The 1,462-nt window shown below is 52.4% G+C and carries 2 protein-coding genes and 1 pseudogene; 1 reads left to right on the top strand and 2 read right to left on the bottom strand.

All coding sequences use genetic code 11. The features are described from left to right. Positions 1-917: pseudogene (locus KDK17_RS08255) on the bottom strand (hypothetical protein); the annotation flags it as partial. After that, the gene (locus tag KDK17_RS08250; RefSeq protein WP_257287828.1) at positions 917-1,144 is read right to left on the bottom strand and encodes a DNA-packaging protein; all 228 of its coding nucleotides are present in this window, start codon (positions 1,142-1,144) and stop codon (positions 917-919) included. The gene KDK17_RS08250 and the pseudogene KDK17_RS08255, both read right to left, overlap by 1 nt. 2 nt (positions 1,145-1,146) lie before the next feature. Between KDK17_RS08250 and KDK17_RS08245 the strand changes: the two genes are divergently transcribed. Beyond that, the coding region (locus tag KDK17_RS08245) for a helix-turn-helix transcriptional regulator (RefSeq protein ID WP_257287827.1) at positions 1,147-1,462 on the top strand (316 nt) is incomplete at its 3' end.

The following is a 1,462-nucleotide window of genomic DNA, read 5'->3' as shown; positions in this document are numbered from 1 at the left end:
GCCCACTGCATAAACTTGCAGCGGTTAACCACTTCGTCCAGCTCTTTCTCTGTGCCCAGCTGTTCATCGGAACTGCGCTCCCGATGCTCAACCACATCGGAACGGCTTTCCAGCTCAGAGATTCCCCAGTCTTCCAGAGCTACGTCTACTTCCGTGGCGGGTACACGACCACGCTCCAGAATATCCAGAACATACCCGGTGCCATCGGGGATCGTCTCACCCGTAGCAGGATCAACCCAGGCATTCAGACCCTGTTCATAGTTCTGCTCACCGCACATTGGCAGACCGATCAGGTTGCCAAACCCTTTACCGGTCAGGTAACTCTGAGAAGGAAAGAACCGATCAAAGGTAGAGAAGTCCTCGTCTTCACTGATCGCCCCCGACTCCGCCATAAGATAACGACCCATGGCTCTGGCTTTTGCCGCTGGCACCGGAGCATCAAAGAAGATCCAGACGTGATAACCCTTGCCGCTTTTCGACCGTTCAATATGTGCACTGAGTTCCTGACCTTCGCAGATCTCCCAGAAGTTTTTCACCTCGTTCCAGACCGCTTTCGGGTTCAGGGTTCCGTCATGGTCATCGAAGTCAGCAGCCAGAAATTTCACCTGCTCATTGCGATCAATGGGATACACGCCCAGGCGCTCTTTGCCACGCAGGTGCAATGAAACGGTGTCCGTGTTCAGCGGTTTGAGCAGAAAGCGTCGATCCTCCTTAAAGGTATCCAGCTCGCCTTCTTTTAGTTCGTAGTCTTTCTGAATGGCTCGACCACGCCAGGGCGACCAGCCACTGATCGGTTCGTCTTTGTCTCGGGGGGTAAAGCAATAATGGCGGGGAGCTACTTCCCTACGACCGCCGACCAGCTCAAGCAAATGCCCGGCCAGGTCTCTCAATTCGTCCGGTGTCCTTGGCCAACTCATTATTCATCCTCTGGCAGGCAGGGTTTATAGATGTCGTTGTAATCCATAGCGACACCGTACTCTGCCAGGATATTGATAATTTCAGCGGCCACTGTGTAAGGGGGATATGACTCACCTTTTGACCATCGGTATAGAGTAGAGCGATCCACGTCCAAACGGTCACGAAGCACAGAGACCACCGGGGGACGGGGCTTTTGTCTAAGGAGATTCTGAAAAGGAGTGATCATAAATGGCCTCAAGTGCGAGAATAATCGACTATTCTGGTGTATTGAATGCACAAGAAAACAGGAAGCCACACATGAAACGTGGTGAACTGGCTGCCGTATACAGATTTCAACCAATACGGGAGACTGGTGTAGTGAATGAACCAGTTGAGACAGGCCCGATAAACATGGCAATACCCGGAGACAATGTTCGCAGACTCAGACTCGAAAAAGGCTGGTCCATGCGAGAGCTGGCAGAGCGTTGTGTGACCGAAGAAAAGACAATGGATCACACAACCATCATGCGACTGGAGAAGGACAAGGGCTATACCCGTGCCACTC

This window comes from Endozoicomonas sp. SESOKO2 (genome assembly GCF_024606245.1).
Lineage (GTDB): Bacteria > Pseudomonadota > Gammaproteobacteria > Pseudomonadales > Endozoicomonadaceae > Endozoicomonas_A.
This window is presented reverse-complemented; position numbering and strand designations above follow the sequence as displayed.